Source organism: Sphingomonas sp. (genome assembly GCF_041661885.1).
Taxonomy (GTDB): domain Bacteria; phylum Pseudomonadota; class Alphaproteobacteria; order Sphingomonadales; family Sphingomonadaceae; genus Sphingomonas.
In genome coordinates, this window is the sequence record NZ_JBAZTL010000006.1 from 254,051 (window position 1) to 271,100 (window position 17,050).

The 17,050-nt window shown below is 65.5% G+C and carries 15 protein-coding genes; 8 read left to right on the top strand and 7 right to left on the bottom strand.

The genetic code is table 11. The features are described 5' to 3' along the window. Nucleotides 1–23 precede the first annotated feature (23 nt). Nucleotides 24–566 (bottom strand): phage tail protein, encoded by a 543-nt coding sequence (locus WC704_RS13465; protein WP_372890699.1) that lies wholly within the window; start codon nucleotides 564–566, stop codon nucleotides 24–26. Between the two features lie 346 nt (nucleotides 567–912). Between WC704_RS13465 and WC704_RS13470 the strand changes: the two genes are divergently transcribed. Next, a complete protein-coding gene (locus WC704_RS13470; RefSeq protein WP_372890763.1) occupies nucleotides 913–1,710 on the top strand; it encodes a DUF72 domain-containing protein in 798 nt (265 codons plus the stop codon). A gap of 20 nt (nucleotides 1,711–1,730) precedes the next feature. Here WC704_RS13470 and WC704_RS13475 read toward each other — a convergent pair whose 3' ends face one another. Genes WC704_RS13475 through hemC form a run of 3 tightly spaced genes read right to left on the bottom strand, consistent with a single transcriptional unit; the run spans nucleotide 1,731 to nucleotide 4,376 of the window. Further along, nucleotides 1,731–2,744 (bottom strand): hypothetical protein, encoded by a 1,014-nt coding sequence (locus WC704_RS13475; RefSeq protein ID WP_372890701.1) that lies wholly within the window; start codon nucleotides 2,742–2,744, stop codon nucleotides 1,731–1,733. A 31-nt stretch (nucleotides 2,745–2,775) separates the two neighbouring features. After that, entirely contained in the window at nucleotides 2,776–3,459 is a 684-nt protein-coding gene (locus WC704_RS13480) for a uroporphyrinogen-III synthase (RefSeq protein WP_372890703.1), read from the bottom strand. Beyond that, nucleotides 3,456–4,376: a hydroxymethylbilane synthase gene (gene hemC, locus WC704_RS13485; RefSeq protein ID WP_372890705.1), complete on the bottom strand. Its 921-nt coding sequence runs from the start codon at nucleotides 4,374–4,376 to the stop codon at nucleotides 3,456–3,458. The genes WC704_RS13480 and hemC overlap by 4 nt, the downstream gene beginning before the upstream one ends. A gap of 83 nt (nucleotides 4,377–4,459) precedes the next feature. Here hemC and tsaD point away from each other — a divergent pair, with 83 nt between their 5' ends. From tsaD to WC704_RS13500, 3 genes are read left to right on the top strand one after another with little or no spacing between them, the layout of a single operon-like run. Beyond that, nucleotides 4,460–5,491, top strand: a complete 1,032-nt coding sequence (gene tsaD / locus WC704_RS13490) for a tRNA (adenosine(37)-N6)-threonylcarbamoyltransferase complex transferase subunit TsaD (RefSeq protein WP_372890707.1) — start codon at nucleotides 4,460–4,462, stop codon at nucleotides 5,489–5,491. Continuing rightward, entirely contained in the window at nucleotides 5,488–6,066 is a 579-nt protein-coding gene (locus WC704_RS13495; RefSeq protein WP_372890709.1) for a hypothetical protein, read from the top strand. Before tsaD ends, WC704_RS13495 begins: the two co-directional genes overlap by 4 nt. Then, complete coding sequence (locus WC704_RS13500) at nucleotides 6,063–7,034, top strand: NAD(P)H-dependent glycerol-3-phosphate dehydrogenase (protein WP_372890711.1); 972 nt, start codon at nucleotides 6,063–6,065, stop codon at nucleotides 7,032–7,034. The genes WC704_RS13495 and WC704_RS13500 overlap by 4 nt, the downstream gene beginning before the upstream one ends. 6 nt (nucleotides 7,035–7,040) lie before the next feature. On the opposite strand, the gene WC704_RS13505 is transcribed toward WC704_RS13500, so the two are convergent. Then, complete coding sequence (locus WC704_RS13505; RefSeq protein ID WP_033967577.1) at nucleotides 7,041–7,220, bottom strand: DUF1674 domain-containing protein; 180 nt, start codon at nucleotides 7,218–7,220, stop codon at nucleotides 7,041–7,043. 126 nt (nucleotides 7,221–7,346) lie between these two features. On the opposite strand from WC704_RS13505, the gene WC704_RS13510 reads away from it, so the two are divergent. The 4 genes from WC704_RS13510 (at nucleotide 7,347) to purH (ending at nucleotide 12,723) form a co-directional block, all read left to right on the top strand. Then, a complete protein-coding gene (locus tag WC704_RS13510; RefSeq protein ID WP_372890765.1) occupies nucleotides 7,347–8,621 on the top strand; it encodes an RsmB/NOP family class I SAM-dependent RNA methyltransferase in 1,275 nt (424 codons plus the stop codon). A 46-nt stretch (nucleotides 8,622–8,667) separates the two neighbouring features. Then, nucleotides 8,668–9,330 carry a ribulose-phosphate 3-epimerase gene (gene rpe / locus WC704_RS13515; RefSeq protein WP_372890714.1) on the top strand — a complete coding sequence of 221 codons (663 nt, stop codon included), beginning with the start codon at nucleotides 8,668–8,670 and terminating at the stop codon, nucleotides 9,328–9,330. Next, a complete protein-coding gene (locus tag WC704_RS13520; RefSeq protein ID WP_372890716.1) occupies nucleotides 9,331–11,091 on the top strand; it encodes a heparinase II/III family protein in 1,761 nt (586 codons plus the stop codon). A 66-nt stretch (nucleotides 11,092–11,157) separates the two neighbouring features. Beyond that, nucleotides 11,158–12,723 (top strand): bifunctional phosphoribosylaminoimidazolecarboxamide formyltransferase/IMP cyclohydrolase, encoded by a 1,566-nt coding sequence (gene purH / locus WC704_RS13525; protein WP_372890718.1) that lies wholly within the window; start codon nucleotides 11,158–11,160, stop codon nucleotides 12,721–12,723. A 12-nt stretch (nucleotides 12,724–12,735) separates the two neighbouring features. On the opposite strand, the gene WC704_RS13530 is transcribed toward purH, so the two are convergent. Together WC704_RS13530 and polA are read right to left on the bottom strand one after the other, a co-directional pair. Next, a complete protein-coding gene (locus WC704_RS13530) occupies nucleotides 12,736–14,172 on the bottom strand; it encodes a lipopolysaccharide biosynthesis protein (protein ID WP_372890767.1) in 1,437 nt (478 codons plus the stop codon). An 86-nt stretch (nucleotides 14,173–14,258) separates the two neighbouring features. After that, a complete protein-coding gene (gene polA, locus WC704_RS13535) occupies nucleotides 14,259–17,012 on the bottom strand; it encodes a DNA polymerase I (protein ID WP_372890720.1) in 2,754 nt (917 codons plus the stop codon). Nucleotides 17,013–17,050: the final 38 nt, after the last annotated feature.

Sequence of the window (17,050 nt, forward strand, 5' to 3'; positions counted from 1 at the left end):
GCTTCCTCCGAAGATCGACGCGGTCAGTTACGCGCTGGGAAGAACCCTTGCGTCACGATAAAGGCGTTGAGGGCGAGATAGGGCTGCATATTGCTATGGGGTCCGCTCCCGCCGAAGCTCCCGACATTGCCAGCAGCCAGCGGCACGACTGCGCTGCCCGGAGCCGCGAAGGCGTTGTAGACGCTTCCCCCTGCAGTGGCTGGTCCGACCGAGGACAGCGCATTGTTGCGATAGCCAACGGTACCGGGATTGGTCGAGGCAGCAACGGTATGGGTATGTGAGGGTACTTGCGCTTGTGTTAGCGTAACGGTTTCCTCACCTCCGGATTTTGCCTCGACATAGATATTGCCGCTGACCGTATTGCGTCCTTGTGCAAGCGGCGAGCGGCCACGCAAATCGGGGAGAGCGAAGGTCGTTTTGCCGTCGCCGCCATAGCGATTGTAGAGCAGGGCGAATAACGCCTGGTTTGTTTGTATCTGTAACAGCCGACCGTCACATGGCGTCAGCCCCTGCGGCACCTGTGGAAAACTCGCCCAGATGATCTGGCCAAGATAAAAATCGGACATGCCAATTCCCTCCATTTAACCTCTAAGAAGAGGAGGGGTATACGTACACCAAAAAAAACGGAACGTAACCACTCCTGTACAAAAAGAAATGTGATGGCGGCGTATAAATTTGCAGTTACGACAAGTTTTTGAAAATATTTGACGTTTGTCAAATATCACGAGATAAAAACATGTCGTCCGTCGTAATGGACGCAGGAAATTTTTAATGTTGCGTTGCAGCGTATGCCACAACCTATATAAAGTACCGTACTCTTCGCCCGTGTCTGCGATGTCGTACCCCTGAAATTTGGACGAATCGGCGTGATGGCGATGACAATGCGTGCGCTTCTGGTTTAGCGTGCGCTGCATGGCCACGGGCAACATTCGAATCGGCATTGGCGGCTGGACTTACGAGCCGTGGCGTGGGGTTTTCTTCCCCGACAAATGGCCGATTAAGCGTGAGCTCGAATATGCAGCAGGCAAGCTGACCGCGATCGAGGTTAACGGCACCTATTATTCCTCGCAAAAACCCGCGACCTTTGCCGCCTGGGCCAAGGCGGTGCCGGATGGCTTTGTCTTTACACTGAAGGCATCGCGCTATGCCACCAACCGCAAAGTGCTGGCGGAGGCGGGCGAATCGATCGCGCGGTTCACTGGCCAGGGGATTGTCGAACTGGGCGATCGCCTGGGGCCGATCCTGTGGCAATTCATGGCGACCAAGCAGTTCGATCCTGACGATTTCGGCGCTTTCCTCAAATTGCTTCCAACGCATCAGGACGGGGTGGCGCTGCGCCACGCGGTGCAGGTGCGTCACGCCAGTTTCCAGGTGCCCGAATTCGTTGCGCTGGCACGTACGGCGGGTGTGGCGATCGTTTATGCCGATTCGGCGGCTTATCCCGCGATCGCCGATGTCAGCGGCGACTTTGTCTATGCCCGGCTCGAAGCCGCGGTTGAGGACGAACCGACCGGCTATGCGCCAGCCGCTTTGGATCGCTGGGCCAAGGCGGCGCGTAGTTGGGCGCGGGGCGAAGCGCCCGATCACCTCGCGCGCTTTGCTGAACCCGCACCGGTGGTGCCGCGCGATACATTCGTGTTTTTCATCAATGGCGCAAAGGTGCGTGCGCCTGCCGGGGCGATGGCGCTGATCGATCGGATCGGCGGCTAGAGGCTTTTACCGAACAATTTCTAGCGCGCCTGGGGTGCTGCCTGCGGAACGACGTTCGTGGCGGACGGCGTAGTTTGCGCAGCGGGCGTCGCGACACTGGCGGCGGCGACCGGAGCGGAGGGCGGCGTAACGTCAGGAGCAAGGATCGCCGCACTCTCGATCGCGTCGAGCGCACGCCGCGCGGCAATGTAGCGCCGTGCCGCATTGGTCCACCGCTCGGCCTGGGGCGCACCGGGCGTGCGCGAGACTTCGGCAAGGGCAGCCTCGACTTGTCCGGCATCGAGCAAGCGACGCGCACGCGCAACACGATCAACAGGCAAGGGTGATGGCGTTCCCGCCTTGCGCAGGACCACCAGATTGGCGAGTTCGCGTTTTAAGCTCTGCCACCATCCGGTGCTGGCCACGCCGGTCATCAATTCGGGCGCAACCCCGTCAAGGCCAACGCGCAAATCCTCCAAGGTTACCGGTTCGCGCGCCGCCTGAACAATTGTGGCGACGGCGGCGGGTTGCACCATACCGAAGCGTTCGCGCAACTGATCTTCGAGGAACCCAAGATTGAGCCCGCGATCGAGCGCGCGGCGGGCGGCGAAGGCGACCATCAACCCTTCGCCCCGCGTCGCATAGCCCGACGCATGGCGTGCATCGCGGTCGATCGTTCCCGCCCGCGCTTCCAGGTCACCAATCTTGTCGGCCAGTTCCGCCTCGCGGCTGGACAAAGCGGCGAAGTCGATCGTCGAGACCGGGGCATTGGTCTTGCTCGGCACGATTACGACCGGGGCTTGCCCATTGGTGCCAACCGGCAGCGTGACAGTGGCGACTGGCTTGGTCTCGCTGCCCTTGACCAGGCGCAAGATCACGAAGGCGGTCGCGCTGGACCCGATCAGGAACGCGATCAGCCCGAGCGCGATTCCCCGCCGCCAGCCGAGCCCGTCCGACGTCGCCACCCGTGGAGGGGGTACGAACGGCGGCACGGTCCGCGGCGCGTCGAAACGGGCAGGCGCGATGTCCGGGACGGGAGGCAGGGTGTCGTCCATAGCCGCCTTATCGGGGCCATGACGCGGGCGGTCAACGGCTCGTCGTACTGCCGCGCGCCTGCACCGCTGCGAACAGCGCGGCATCGTCGGGCGTTCGCGCGATCGCAACCTCGCGCCATCCGCTCCCGGCGGCAGTCGCAATCGCGGAACTGAAGGCAGCGATGCCCAGGGCCGCGCGATCCATGCCCGCGCCCGCGATCAGCGCGGCCAGCCGCTGCGCCGCGCGCGCCGAATGCAGCAGCGCGGTCGTGCCGTAGAGCGCGTGCAGCGCGGCATCGTCGACGGGGATGGTGGCGCTTTCATAGACAGGCACCACCGTGGCAATCGCTCCATCCCGTTCCAGCGTGCGATCGCGACCGGTGAGGTGCAAGGCGTTGGTGAACCCATGCGCGGTGGCGATGGCGGCGATCTCGGCTGCGGTGCCGTCTCCAATCGCCATGACGTCAAAACCCGCCGCGCGCGCTGCTGCCGCCGTATGCGGGCCGACCGCCAACACCGGAAGCCTCCGCAGCGCCCCGAGTCCGAGGCCACCGAAGCGCAACGCGTTCGCGCTGGTCAGGATCAGCGAATCGAACCGCTCGGTATCGGGCACCTCCCAGGCGAGCGCGCGTACCGCGAACAACGGGAGCGACAGGGTCGTGAACCCCGCCGTATGTGCGCGGGCGATGGTGGCGGCATTGCCCGGCTCGGGCCGCAACACCGCGAGCGTGGTCACGCCGCGAACAGCCGCCGTACCGACGCCGGTGCCCGCGCCAACAGATCGGCCGCCAGCCGCGCGGCGAGCGCGGCATCGCCAACCGCCCCGCTTGCCTCGCCCGCGACGTGCGCGCTGCCATCTTCGGCGAACAGTTCGGCGCGCAGGCGAATGGTGTCGCCCTCACGCGTCGCCAGCGCCGCGACCGGCGAGTGGCAATCGGCCTGTAGCGCGGCGAGCAGCGCGCGCTCGACCAGCACGCAACAATGCGTTGCCGCATCATCGATTACGGCGAGCCAGCCGAGCATCCGCGAATCGTTTGCCCGCGCCTCGATCCCGACCGCGCCCTGCGCGGGGGCGGGTAGCATGACGTCAATCGCGATTCCGACGCCGACATCGGGGCGACCAAGCCGGTCGAGCCCCGCCGCTGCGAGCATGGAAGCGTCGACCGCGCCCGCCGCGACCTTGGCCAGACGCGTATCGACATTGCCGCGAAACAGCACGGTCGTCAGGTCGGGGCGCATCCGTCGCAATTGCGCGACGCGGCGCGGGGAACTGGTGCCGACGATCGCGCCGGGGCGCAGCGCGGCAATGCTGTCGGCCCCGATCAGCCGGTCTCGCACGTCGGCGCGCGGCAGCATCGCCGCGATCGCGATGTCGGCAGGGCGGATCGTTTCGACATCCTTCATCGAATGCACCGCGCAGTCGATTTCGCCCGATAGCAAGGCGCGGTCGAGCTCCTTGGTCCACAAAGCCTTGCCGCCGATTTCAGCGAGCGCAACATCCTGGACGCGGTCGCCCGTGGTCTTGATCGGCACGATTTCGATCGCGTCCTTGGTCCAGCCGTGCGCCTTGGCCAGCGTGTCGCGCACCATATTGGCCTGGACGAGCGCGAGCGGCGATCCGCGCGTACCGAGTTTGAGGTGGGGGCTGGTCACGCGCGTCCTCTTTCGTTGCAACGCCCTCTTGGCGAAACCGTCCGATTTCGACAAGCGCCGTGCAACACGCTAGGGGGCGGGGCATGGCACTGATCCTTGGCCTTGAATCGAGTTGCGACGAAACCGCCGCGGCACTGGTCACTTCCGACCGGCAAATCCTTGCGCACCGTCTGGCGGGGCAGGAGGCGGCGCATCGTCCCTTTGGCGGCGTCGTACCCGAAATCGCCGCGCGCGCGCATGTCGAAGTGCTGGCGCCCTTGGTCGAGGCGGCGTTGGCCGATGCGGGCGTAACGCTGGCCGATGTCGATGCGATTGCGGCAACCGCCGGGCCGGGCCTGATCGGTGGGGTGATGGTTGGGCTGGTCACCGGCAAGGCGCTGGCCCATGCGGCGGGTAAGCCGCTGGTTGCGGTCAACCATCTCGAAGGCCATGCGCTGTCGCCGCGTCTGTCCGATCCCGATCTCGCTTTTCCCTATCTGCTGCTGCTGGTGTCGGGCGGACATTGCCAGTTGCTGCTGGTCGAAGGTGTCGCGCGCTATCGCCGCCTCGCCACCACGATCGACGATGCCGCGGGCGAGGCGTTCGACAAGACCGCCAAGGTGCTGGGGCTGGGCTTCCCCGGTGGTCCCGCCGTCGAGGCGGCGGCGGCCTTGGGGCAACCGATCGTGCCGTTGCCGCGCCCGCTGAAAGGATCGGCCGAGCCGCATTTCTCCTTCGCCGGGCTGAAGAGCGCGGTGGTGCGCGCGCATGACGCCAAGACGTGGCGCGTCGAGGATCTGGCCGCCTCCTTCCAGGCGGCGGTGGTTGATTGTCTGCTCGATCGCACCGTGCGCGCGCTCGACCGCGCTGGCGGTGCCACCGCGCTGGTGGTGGCAGGCGGGGTAGCGGCGAATACGGCGGTGCGCACGGCACTGAGCGGGCTGGCGGATACGCACGGCCTGCGCTTTGTCGCGCCACCTTTGTGGCTGTGTACCGACAATGCCGCGATGATCGGCTGGGCCGGGGCGGAGCGCTTTGCCGCAGGGTTGACCGACCCGCTCGATATCGCCGCACGACCACGCTGGCCGCTCGATCCAGGGGCCGAGGCAGTACGCGGTGCGGGCGTTAAGGCATGAAGGCGCTGCTGAGCCTGGGTCTTTTATTGTTGGGGGGCGGTGCGGTGCCCGCCCTCAGCCGTGAAGTCGTATCTGGCAAGTCATGCATCCCGATTGCGAATGTCATTTCGCCTGCTGAATTTGGTCGGCATCCGGTCGATGTTGTGGCGCGGGGACCCTGGCGTAAGCCAAACGTTCGACGTGGCATGGGGCACCTTTACCGCACAGTTTTGTCTAGGGAGGGAAGCGCTCCTCCGAATTTTGCAGGCCATTACAAAGTGGTGACCCACGGATGTGGCGCTGGTATGACTTGCCCTCTCTTTATTGATCTGAAGACCGGTAAGGTTACCTTCGCCGCCGCCATTGCCAGCGTCGAACATCTATACGATCTGCCCGATGTCGCGGGTATCGATGATGTGCGCCTCGTTTATCGTGCTGACAGCCGGTTGTTGGTAGCAGTGGGCACGCGGAACGAGGATCTGCGCCTTACTGGTGCAACTTTGTTTGAATGGCGTGAAGGCGGGCTGCAGGTGATTCGCTTCATCCCCAAAGACGCGCTTTGTCTTGATACTGCTGGTGGAGGTCACGCATCATGAAGATCGGCGTGATTGGCGGCGGGGCGTGGGGCACCGCGCTGGCGCAGGTTGCCGCGCGCGGCGGTGATCCCGTCTTGCTGTGGGCGCGTGAGCCCGAGGTGGTCGCTTCGATCAACCAGACACACGAGAATAGCCGCTTTCTTGCCGGAATCGCGCTGCCGCCTTCGATCCAGGCGACCGGTGCGCTTGGGGATCTCGCGGCGTGCGATGCGTTGCTGGTGGTGGCACCCGCGCAGCATGTTCGCGCGGTGCTGGCCGAAACGCCGGTCGGCACGACTCCGCTGGTGTTGTGCGCCAAGGGCATCGAAGCGGGGACGCAATTGCTCGTCGGCGAAGTGGCGCAGCAGCTTTATCCCGACGCGCCGATTGCGGTGTTGTCGGGCCCAACCTTCGCGCATGAAGTGGCAGCGGGGCAGCCGACTGCGGTAACGTTGGCTTGCGCCGATGCCGCGCTTGGTGCGGCGTTGGCCGACCGGCTCGCCAGCCCGAGCTTTCGCCCCTATGCCTCGAGCGATGTGATCGGTGCCGAGATTGGTGGCGCGGTCAAGAATGTGCTCGCCATTGCCTGCGGCGTGGTGGAGGGTGCGGGGCTTGGGCAGAATGCGCGCGCGGCGCTGATCGCGCGTGGCTTTGCCGAGATGACGCGCTTCGGCCTGGCGCGCGGTGCCCGGGCGGAGACGCTGAGCGGCCTGTCGGGGCTGGGTGATCTGGTGTTGACCTGTTCCTCGACGAGTTCGCGCAACTTTTCGCTTGGGGTCGGGCTGGGCCAGGGCAAGCGCGCGGCGGATCTGCTTGCCGATCGCCTGACCGTTGCCGAGGGCGCGTTCACCGCACCGGTGTTGCGCGATGCGGCAGCGGCAGCGGGCGTCGATATGCCGGTGGTGGAGGCGGTGTGCGCGCTGCTTGACGGGCGCGATGTTGATGCGGTGGTCGGCGCGCTGCTCGCGCGACCGCTCCGCCCGGAATAGCCGTCCCTAGAAATCGATCGCGATGCCCTTCGACTCCCAATCGCCATAGCGGGTGGGATCAAGGCCATCGGGGTCGCCCTTCGCACTTTGCCCGGCCATCGCCGCCGGTTTCGGTTCGGGCTGCGGCAGCGGTGGGTTCGCGCTGAGATAGGCGGGTGGCTTCACATGCGGCGGGCGACGGGCCATGAGGTTTCCTTGCGGCGGCACGATGCCGTACGCCGCGTGACATCGGCGGTCTTTCCGCCCAATTCAACCCAAAGCCTGCAAGATTGTGAGACCCCGCTTTTGACCCTTCCGCCGCCCCGCCGCTACATGCCCAAGCCCGAACCGGTCGATCCGCCGGGTGTTCCCGCGCGGCGCGCGGCACTGCGTCTGCTCGATGCCGTGTTGCGCCAGGGTTTGCCGCTGGAGGCGGCGATCGGGCGCGCGACGGCGGGGATCGAGCGTGCCGATGACCGGGCGCTTGCCCATGCGATTGCGGCGGAAGTGCTGCGCCGCTTGCCCGATCTCGACGCGCTGATCGATTCGGCGACCAAGACGCGGCTGCCCGATGATGCCAAGGCGCGCTTTGCGCTGCGCATCGCGCTCGTCCAGGCGCTGTCGCTGGGCACGCCGCCGCACGCCGCGATTTCGACCGTGCTGCCGCTGGTCGATGGCGGTCCGCGCAAGCTCGTCCACGGCGTGTTCGGCACGTTGATGCGCGCGGGCGACCAGCTTCCCGAACAGCCGACCCTGCCCGATCCGGTGGCGATCCGCTGGCACGCCGCCTGGGGCGATGACGGGATCGAGGCCGCCGAGCGCGCGATGGCAGCCCCACCGCCGCTCGACCTGACGCTGGCCGATCCCGCCACTACCGCCGCGATGGCGGAGGCGCTGGGGGGCGTTTCGCTGCTGCCCGGCCATGTGCGCCTGCCGTCGGCGCATGTGCCCGAACTGCCGGGTTTCGAGGAGGGAAGCTGGTGGGTGCAGGACATTGCCGCCTCGCTGCCCGCGCGCTTGCTCGGGCGGGGCCCCGGTGTCGCGCTCGACCTGTGCGCTGCTCCCGGCGGCAAGACGATGCAGCTCGCGAGCGCGGGCTGGAGCGTTACGTCGATCGATTCCTCGGAAAGTCGTCTGGCGCGACTTCGCGAAAATCTGGAGCGCACGCATCTGACGGCTGAGGTGATCGCCGCTGATGTGCTGTTATGGTCGCCGTCCGCCCCCGCCGATGCCGTGCTGCTCGACGCGCCGTGCAGCGCGACGGGAATCTTCCGCCGTCACCCCGATGTGTTGCATCGCATCCGCCCCTCGCAAATCAGCGAACTCGCCGCATTACAGGCAAAATTGCTCGCCCGTGCCGCCGATTGGGTGAAGCCGGGCGGGATGCTCGTTTTCGCGACCTGTTCGCTCGAACCGGCGGAGGGGGAGGCGCAGTTGAAGCGCCTCCTGGCGGCGCGCAGCGATTATGCAATCGAGGCTGTTGCGCAGGACGAACTTCCGGTGGGCGTCGCGTCCAATCCCGGTGGATGGGTGCGCACGCTTCCCGGCATGGTCGATCCGGGCGGTAACGATGGATTTTTCATCGCGCGTTTGCGCCGCCTTGGGTAATCGGTCGCTTGCCCGGCGATGTGGCCGTGCTACAGGCTGACGCCTTATGACCTACCGCCCCGTCCGCATCGCGCCGTCGATCCTATCCGCCGACTTCGCCAAATTGGGCGAGGAAGTCCGTGCGATCGATGCCGCTGGTGCGGACTGGATCCATGTCGATGTGATGGACGGGCATTTCGTGCCCAACATCTCGATCGGGCCAGCGGTGGTGAAGGCGATCCGCCCGCACACCACCAAGCCGCTCGACGTGCATTTGATGATCGCGCCGGTCGATCCGTATCTCGATGCCTTTGCCGAGGCTGGCGCGGATACGATCAGCATCCATGTCGAGGCGGGGCCGCACACGCATCGCAGTCTTCAGCACATTCGCAGCCTGGGCAAGCGCCCCGGCGTGGTGCTGACCCCGCAGACGCCGGCCAAGGTGCTCGATTATCTGCTCGAAGAGGTCGATCTTGTCCTCATCATGAGCGTCAATCCCGGTTTTGGCGGGCAGGCGTTCATCGAAAGTTCGCTGCGCAAGATTGAGGCGGTGCGCAAGATGATCGACAAGGGCGACTATGCTGTCGATCTGGAGGTCGATGGCGGCATCGATCTCGTCACTGCGCCGCGAGCGATTGCTGCCGGGGCTGATGCACTGGTCGCGGGCACAGCGACCTTCCGCGGCGGCCCCGCCGCTTACGCCGCCAATATCGCGGGCCTGCGCGGCTAGATGATCGACCTGTCTCCCCTGAAAGGCCCGATCGAGCCCGGTTCCAATGTGCAGGGTGACAGCATCGACGAGGGCAAGCGGCTGATCCGGCAAGGGGGAGACAAGGGCTTGTCGCTGGCCGAACGCGTGATGGAGCGGTTTCATCGGCTGACCTGGCGCACGCCGATCCACGGGATGCGGCTCAAGGGGCGGCATCCGCTCAAGCTGATCGCGGTTCCGGACGACCCCTTCATGGGCGATGCCAAGCGCGGCAACGCCTTGCTTGGCGGCACGCTGACCTTTCGCGGCGAAGGACGGGCGATAACGGGGCTCGATCTCGCCAAGCCCGATTTTTCCAGGGCTTTTGCAGAATATCTGCACGGCTTCTCCTGGCTGCGCGACCTGTCGACCGTGGCGACGCGGGCGCAGGCGATCCCGGTTGCCGAGGCATTGATGCGGCGCTGGCTCGATGCCCATGCCGATACGATAAGCGAGCCGGCCTGGCGTGCCGACTTATGGGGGCGCCGCATCCTGTTCTGGACCGCCCACGCGCCGCTGATCCTGTCCTCGACCGATCTCGTTTACCGCAGCCGCGTGCTCAACACGCTGGCACGCGGCGCACGCCATATCGATCGCGGTGCCGACAAGGTTGCCCCCGGCGCACCGCGCGTTGCCGCTTTGTGCGGCGTGGTTGCGGCGGGGTTGTTGATTCCGGGTGGCGATCCGCGCCGCGCGGCGACCGAGGCCGCGCTGGCCAAGGCGCTCGCGGTTTCGATCTTCGAGGATGGCGGCAATGTCGCGCGCGCGCCCGCAGCGCAAATCGACATCCTTATGCTGTTGACCGCTTTGCGCGAGGTTTATGCTGCGAGGCGGCTGGAAGCACCCGAGAGCGTCAACACCGCAATCGCGGCGCTGGTGCCCGCTTTGCTCGGCGTCTGTCATGGGGACCGCGACGTGAGTAGCTGGCAGGGTGGGGCGCCGGTCGGGGCGGCGCTGCTCGAGCATATTATCACGGCCACCGGGGTGCGGACGCGCCCTCTGCGGCAGGCGCGCGAATGGGGCTATCAACGGCTGGCTGCGGGGGCGGCCGTGGTGATTTTCGATGCCGCGCCCCCGCCAATCGCGCGGTTGGTCGAAGGGGGGTGCGCATCGACGCTCGCTTTCGAATTTTCGGATGGCGCCAGTCGCATCGTGGTCAATTGCGGCGGCGCGCGCAGCGGTATCGTGCAGTTGCCTGAAATGCTGGTCGAAGGTCTGCGCACCACCGCGGCGCACTCGACGCTGATCGTGGGCGACAGCAATTCGACCGCGATCCATAGCGATGGCACACTCGGGCGCGGTGTCGCCGAGGTCGAACTCGTCCGGCAGGAGAGTGAAGGGTCGAGCCGGATCGAGGGTAGCCACGATGGCTATGCCCGCCGGTTCGGGTTTCTCCATCGGCGCCAACTCGTCATGGCCAGCGACGGGCGGGAGCTGCGTGGTGAAGACATGCTGCTCCCGGCGACCAAGCGGCGCAAATTGGTCGCGACCGGCTTTGCGATCCGCTTCCATCTTGGTGTGGGCGTACAAGTATCGCCAACCGCCGACGGGCTTGCCGCCTTGTTGCGCTTGCCGGGCGGCGGATTGTGGCAGTTCCGCTGTCGCGGCGGTACGCTTGCGGTTGAGGAAAGCGTGTGGATCGATGCCGATGGTCGCCCGCACGCGACCATGCAACTCGTCATCACCGGTGAATCGCCCGCAGGTGGGGCAAGCGTGAGCTGGGCGTTCAAGCGCGCGGGATAGGCCACGCCGGTTGAATCTTCGGGGGCGAGCGGGCAGGGACAGGCAAAACCATCCCCTGGAGCAAGCATGACCACCATTCCCATCCGCCGCGCGCTGTTGTCGGTATCTGACAAGACCGGCATCGTCGATCTCGCCCGTTCGCTCGCCGAAGCCGGTGTCGAACTCGTCTCGACCGGCGGCACCGCCAAGGCGCTGCGCGAGGCGGGGTTGAGCGTGCGCGACATTGCGGACCTGACCGGTTTCCCCGAAATGATGGACGGTCGCGTCAAGACGTTGCACCCGGTGGTGCATGGCGGGCTGCTCGCGGTACGCGATGATGCCGCGCACGTCGCGTCGATGGAGGAGCATGGTATTGGCGCGATCGATCTCGTCGTCGTCAATCTCTATCCGTTCGAGGCGACCGTCGCGAAGGGCGCTGAGCGCGACGAGATTATCGAGAATATCGACATTGGCGGCCCGTCGATGGTGCGTTCCGCCGCCAAGAACCATGCCTTTGTCGCGATCGTCACCGATCCGGCGGATTATGCGGTCGTCGCGCAAGGCAGTACCACGCTCGCCGATCGCCGCCGTTTCGCCGCCAAGGCCTATGCGGCGACGGCGGCCTATGACGGGATGATCGCGCAGTGGTTCGCCTTTGCCGATCAGGGCGAACGCTTCCCCGAGACGTTGCCCATGACGCTCAAGCGCGGCCAAGCCCTGCGCTATGGTGAGAACCCACATCAGTCGGCGGCGTTCTACACCGCCAGTGGCCCGCACGCGCGCGGCATCGGCCAGGCGCGTCAGGTGCAGGGCAAGGAACTGAGCTACAACAATTTGAACGACGCCGATGCCGCGCTCGATCTGGTCAGCGAGTTTCGCGATGCGGCACCGACCTGCGTCATCGTCAAGCACGCCAATCCATGTGGCGTCGCGAGCGGTGCGACGCTGGAGGAAGCCTATGCAGCAGCCTTTGCCTGCGACACGGTGTCGGCCTTTGGCGGGATCATCGCGCTCAACCGCGCGCTTGATGGGGCCACCGCGCGCGCGATTTCCGGGATTTTCACCGAGGTGGTGGTCGCGCCCGATGCCGATGAAGAGGCGCTGGCAATCTTTGCCGCGAAGAAGAATCTGCGCTTGCTGTTGACCGGAGCATTGCCCGATCCGGCGCGCGGTGGGCTGCTGGCCAAGGCGATCACCGGCGGCTGGCTGGTGCAGACGCGCGATGGCGCAAGCAACCCTGATGTGCAGGTCGTCACCAAGCGCCAGCCGACTGCGGAAGAGCTTGCCGATTGCCGCTTCGCCTGGACCGTCGCCAAGCACGTCAAATCAAACGCGATCGTCTATGCCAAGGGCGGAAGCACGGCGGGCATTGGTGCGGGGCAGATGAACCGGCTCGAATCCGCGCGCATCGCCGCTTGGAAGGCGAAGGACGCTGCCGACAAAGCCGGCTGGGCAACCCCGCGCACGATCGGTTCGGCGGTCGCGTCGGATGCGTTCTTCCCGTTTGCTGATGGCTTGCTGGCGGCGGTCGAGGCGGGCGCGACCGCGGTGATTCAGCCCGGCGGATCGATCCGTGACGATGAAGTGATCGCGGCGGCGGACGCGGCTGGCCTGGCGATGGTGTTCACCGGCGTGCGGCACTTCCGGCATTGAGGGACCGGGGCGTCACACCGGGAGTGCGTCGCCCCCCGGCATCTTGCGGAACAGCGCGCGGTCCTCGGGTTTAAACGCCCAGCGGTACAGCACGAAGATATAGACCAAGGCGATCGCGGGTTCGCCGATCGCAAGTTCGACCCATTCGAAGCGCGGCGGGAGTGCGGTGAAGGCCGCGCCGACGGTGCCCGCCGCCAGGATCGCCCACAGCATCGGCAAGCGCCACCCGGCGACGCGCGCCTTCAACAGTCGGGCGAGGTAATTGGACTTGATCACCGAGGTCAGTGTCACCGACATGAACAAGGCTGCCGCCGGCCCCGCCGCCTGATAGGCGACCGGCCAGCCCAGCGCTTGCATCGCGAAGATCAGCGCATAGCTGAGCGCGATCTGGAACAGCAGCATCCCGATCGAAATCGCCATGTTCTGCACGCGCGCGATGTAGACGAGCGCGGATTCGCACACCGCGCCGGTCGATGCGGCGGCCTCGGCAAACAGCAGGAAAGCAAGGGCGGCAGTGCCCGCGACGAACTGCGACTGCGAGCCGACCGTCCCCAACACCGCTTCGCCGGGGATCGACCCCATCAAGGCAAGCCCGGTCTGCGCCGCGAGGATCCAGAAACCGACTTGTCGCACTTGGCTCGCTACGCCCGAGGTATCGCCGCGCGCGAGGCTTGAGGTGATAACCGGGCCCAGGATCGGGTCGAAACTGGTTTTCAGCTTGCCCGGAATCGAGGCGACCTGCTGCGCCATCCAGTAAATGCCGACGATGCGCGGTTCGAACATCAGGAACAGGATCGAGCGATCGACATTGCGCGTGCCCCATTCCAGCGCATCGGCCCCGGCGAGCGGGGCATTGCGGCGGATCAGCGCGACGGTGCGCGCCGGGTGCAGCCGCCAGCCATACGGGCGGCCATAACTGCGCACGAACGGAACGGCAGACGCCGCCAGCGCGGCGATCATCGACAGCATATACGCGATCACCAGCCCGTCATGCCGTGCGACCGGATAGAGCACGCCCGCCGCGATCGAGATCGTCCACGGTTCGATCACCGCGCGCGCAGTGACCGTCGCCTGCACATTGCGGCGATAGGCGAGGGCTGCCAGCATAAGGTCGGACCAGGCGCTGGCCACGATGATGCACGGCAGCAAGCGTTCGAGCAGCGTCGGGTTGCTGCCGTGATACATCAAGTCGGGCACCAGCATCAGCGCGACGCTGGCCAGGCCCGATGCGATGGCAGCGACCACCAGGCAATCCCACACGATCTGCACGTGCGGTCGTTCGTCGGCTTCGGCGATGGCCAGCGCCAACCCGCGTTTCAATCCGAAGGTGGCAAGGAGTGCTGCAACTTCGACGAAGAGCACCGCACGCGCGAACGTGCCGAGCGTGTCGGGGCCGTAGAGCCGCCCCGCGATGAACAGGAACGGCAGCCGCGCGATCAGGCGCATCATGAAGCCGATGATGTTGGTGCGGCCACCCTTGGCGAGGGCGTCGATCTCTTCCGTGCTTCGCCCGCCGGTGGCACCTGCGAGAGCGCTCAATGCGCGGCTCCCCAACTGAGCCCGGTGCCGATTTCGATCCCGAGCGGCACGCTGAGCGTCACCGCCGGCTCGGCGGCGGTCGCCATCACGCGTTCGATCACCGGCTTGGCCGCGGCGACGTCACCTTCGGGCAGCTCGAACACGAGTTCGTCATGCACTTGCAGCAGCATTCGCACATCGGTCAGGCCTGCTTCGAGCAAGGCAGGGCCCATCCGCACCATCGCGCGCTTGATGATGTCCGCACAAGTGCCCTGGATTGGTGCATTGATCGCGGCGCGCTCCGCCCCCTGGCGCTCATGCGGCACCTTGGAGGCGATGCGGGGGAAATGCGTTTTCCGCCCGAACAGGGTGGTGGTATAGCCGGTTTCGCGCACGCTTTCGGTGGTCTGCGCGATATAGTTGCGGATGCCGGGGAAACGATCGAAATAGCGATCGATCATCGCCTGCGCTTCGTCCGCCGTCACGTCGAGCCGCCCGGCCAGGCCCCAGCGGCTGATGCCGTAGAGGATCGCGAAGTTGATCGTCTTGGCGCGCCCGCGCGTGTCGCGATTGACCTCGCCGAACAGTTCCTGCGCGGTCATGCTGTGGATGTCGGCTCCGCTCGCAAACGCCTCGCGCAGCGCGGGCACATCGGCCATGTGCGCGGCAAGCCGCAGCTCGATTTGCGAATAATCGGCGGCGAGCAGCACATTGCCCGGTTCCGCCACGAACGCATCGCGAATCTGGCGGCCGATTTCGGTACGGATCGGGATGTTCTGCAAATTGGGGTCGGTCGAGGACAAGCGCCCGGTTTGCGCGCCGGTCAGGCTGTACGAGGTATGCACGCGCCCCGTCGCCGGGTTGATCTGTGCTTGCAAAGCATCGGTATAGGTCGATTTCAGCTTCGACAATTGCCGCCATTCTAGCACCTTGGTGGCGATGTCCTTGCCCGGCGAATTGCGGTCGGTGGCGATGCGTTCGAGCTCGTTCACGTCGGTCGAATAGACGCCCGATTTGCCCTTGCGACCACCTTTGATGCCCATGCGTTCGAACAGCACGTCGCCCAATTGCTTGGGGCTGCCGATCGTGAACGGGCCACCGGCCAGCGCATGAATCTCGACTTCGAGCGCGCCGATTTGTCCGGAAAACTCGCCCGACAATTGCGCAAGGCGTTCGCGATCGACCTTGATGCCGTGGCGCTCCATTTGCGCGATGACGGGGACGAGCGGCCGATCGACCATTTCGTACACGCGCGTTGCCCCTTCGGCGGGCAAGCGCGGCTTGAAGCGTCGCCATAGCCTGAGCGTGACATCGGCGTCTTCGGCGGCGTAGCGCGTCGCTGCGTCGAGATCGATTTCGTTGAAGGTGCGCTGCGACTTGCCGACGCCGACCACATCCTTGAAGGCGATGCAGCTATGCGACAGATGCGTCGCGGCGAGTTCGTCCATGCCGTGGCCGTGCAGCCCGGCGTCGAGATCGAAGCTCATCAGGATCGTGTCGTCATAGGGCGCAACGGTCACGCCCACCCGACCCAGCACGATCATGTCGTATTTCAGATTGTGCCCGATCTTGAGCACGCCCGGATCCTCGAACAACGGCTTGAGCTTGGCCAGCGCCACTCCTGTGCTCAACTGCACCGGTTTTTCCGCAAAGAGTCCGCTTCCGCCATGTGCCAAAGGTACGTAGCACGCGCGATTGGGATGCAGTGCCATGCTGATTCCGACGAGTTCGGCGCGGGTCGCGTCGATTCCGGTGGTTTCGGTGTCGATCGCCACCCAGCCCTGATGCCGCGCGGTGCTGATCCAGCGATCGAGCGCGGCTTCATCGACCACGGTTTCATACGCATCATAGTCGCACGGCGGGTCCTGTTCGGTCGCCACCGTCTTGGGTGCGGCGACCGGCGCATCCGCCACCGCCGACAATTTGGCGATCAACGACTTGAAGCCGTGATGCTCCAGAAAGGCGCGCAAGGGGGCATCGGGAATACCCTGCAATGCGAGCTCGTCGAGCGGCTGCGGCAGCGGCTCGTCGCATTTGAGCGTAACCAGCACCTTGGACAGCCGCGCATTGTCAGCCTGCGCGATCAGACTGTCACGCAACTTGCCCGGCTTCATCGTCGGTGCAGCGGCAAGCACGCCTTCCAGATCGCCATGTTCGGCGATCAGCTTGGAGGCGGTCTTGGGGCCGATGCCGGTGACGCCGGGGACATTATCGACGCTGTCACCCATCAGTGCGAGCACGTCGCCCAATTGCGCGGGTTCGACGCCGAACTTTTCGCGGACATGCTCCGCGCCGAGGCGCCGGTTGTTCATCGTGTCGTAGAGATCGAGACCAGGCTCGATCAACTGCATCAAATCCTTGTCGGCGGAGACGATCGTCACTGCCCAGCCCTGCGCCAGCGCGGCCTTGGCGTAGCAGGCGATGATGTCGTCCGCCTCGAGCCCCTCGGTCTCGATACACGGCAGCGAAAAGGCGCGCGTGGCATCGCGAATCATCGGGAATTGCGGGACCAGATCCTCGGGCGCGGGCGGGCGGTGGGCTTTATACTGATCGTACAAATCGTTGCGGAAGGTTTTGCTCGATTTGTCGAGGATGACCGCCATGTGCGTCGGGCCATCTGCCTTGTGCAACTCGTCGGCGAGTTTCCACAGCATCGTGGTATAACCATAAACGGCACCGACCGGCGCGCCATGAATGTTGGTGAGCGGCGGGAGGCGGTGATAGGCGCGGAAGATGTACCCCGAGCCATCGACAAGATAGAGATGCGGCATTGCGGGTGGATAGCCCAAGCTTCGACGAGGACAAAGCC

Bases quoted from the DNA above. Each gene is read 5' to 3' on its own strand.
- WC704_RS13505 (WP_033967577.1), bottom strand. From the start codon at position 7,220: ATGGCCCGTCGCCCGCCGCATGTGAAGCCACCCGCCTATCTCAGCGCG.
- purH (WP_372890718.1), top strand. From the start codon at position 11,158: ATGACCACCATTCCCATCCGCCGCGCGCTGTTGTCGGTATCTGACAAG.
- WC704_RS13510 (WP_372890765.1), top strand. From the start codon at position 7,347: ATGCCCAAGCCCGAACCGGTCGATCCGCCGGGTGTTCCCGCGCGGCGC.
- WC704_RS13465 (WP_372890699.1), bottom strand. From the start codon at position 566: ATGTCCGATTTTTATCTTGGCCAGATCATCTGGGCGAGTTTTCCACAG.
- WC704_RS13475 (WP_372890701.1), bottom strand. From the start codon at position 2,744: ATGGACGACACCCTGCCTCCCGTCCCGGACATCGCGCCTGCCCGTTTC.
- WC704_RS13495 (WP_372890709.1), top strand. From the start codon at position 5,488: ATGAAGGCGCTGCTGAGCCTGGGTCTTTTATTGTTGGGGGGCGGTGCG.
- tsaD (WP_372890707.1), top strand. From the start codon at position 4,460: ATGGCACTGATCCTTGGCCTTGAATCGAGTTGCGACGAAACCGCCGCG.
- WC704_RS13530 (WP_372890767.1), bottom strand. From the start codon at position 14,172: ATGATGCGCCTGATCGCGCGGCTGCCGTTCCTGTTCATCGCGGGGCGG.
- polA (WP_372890720.1), bottom strand. From the start codon at position 17,012: ATGCCGCATCTCTATCTTGTCGATGGCTCGGGGTACATCTTCCGCGCC.
- WC704_RS13520 (WP_372890716.1), top strand. From the start codon at position 9,331: ATGATCGACCTGTCTCCCCTGAAAGGCCCGATCGAGCCCGGTTCCAAT.
- WC704_RS13470 (WP_372890763.1), top strand. From the start codon at position 913: ATGGCCACGGGCAACATTCGAATCGGCATTGGCGGCTGGACTTACGAG.
- WC704_RS13500 (WP_372890711.1), top strand. From the start codon at position 6,063: ATGAAGATCGGCGTGATTGGCGGCGGGGCGTGGGGCACCGCGCTGGCG.
- rpe (WP_372890714.1), top strand. From the start codon at position 8,668: ATGACCTACCGCCCCGTCCGCATCGCGCCGTCGATCCTATCCGCCGAC.